We start from the raw sequence: 298 nt of genomic DNA on the forward strand, positions 1-298 counted from the left end.
TGGCGATCTGGCGTTCTGAGCGAGAGCAGGGATCGCAAGCACTGCGCTCATCAGAAATGCGAGCAGGTAGTAATCAATCCTGGGCATGTTCCACCTCGAAGTTTCGCGGTTTCAGTTCGAACCAAAGCCCCGCGCCAGCATTCGCGTGAGCGTCGGCCGAAATCGATGACCCCACAGGTCAAAAAACAGCAGTTCTGCGCAGCCAACTTGACCTCTGAGGTCATTGAGAACAGCCGGTTCGGGCGCTAGGCTCGCGCAATGAGTGCCTATCAGCTCCCTTTCGGCATCCTTCTCCGGC

Annotated in this window: 1 protein-coding gene; it reads right to left on the bottom strand. The window is 57.4% G+C overall.

Translation table 11 applies throughout. The annotated features are described in order from the left end of the window. Positions 1-111: 111 nt before the first annotated feature. Positions 112-298: hypothetical protein (locus KJQ96_RS39030; protein WP_213291223.1), on the bottom strand; the 187-nt coding region annotated here is incomplete at its 5' end.

The organism is Bradyrhizobium sp. sGM-13, assembly GCF_018398875.1.
Lineage (GTDB): Bacteria > Pseudomonadota > Alphaproteobacteria > Rhizobiales > Xanthobacteraceae > Bradyrhizobium.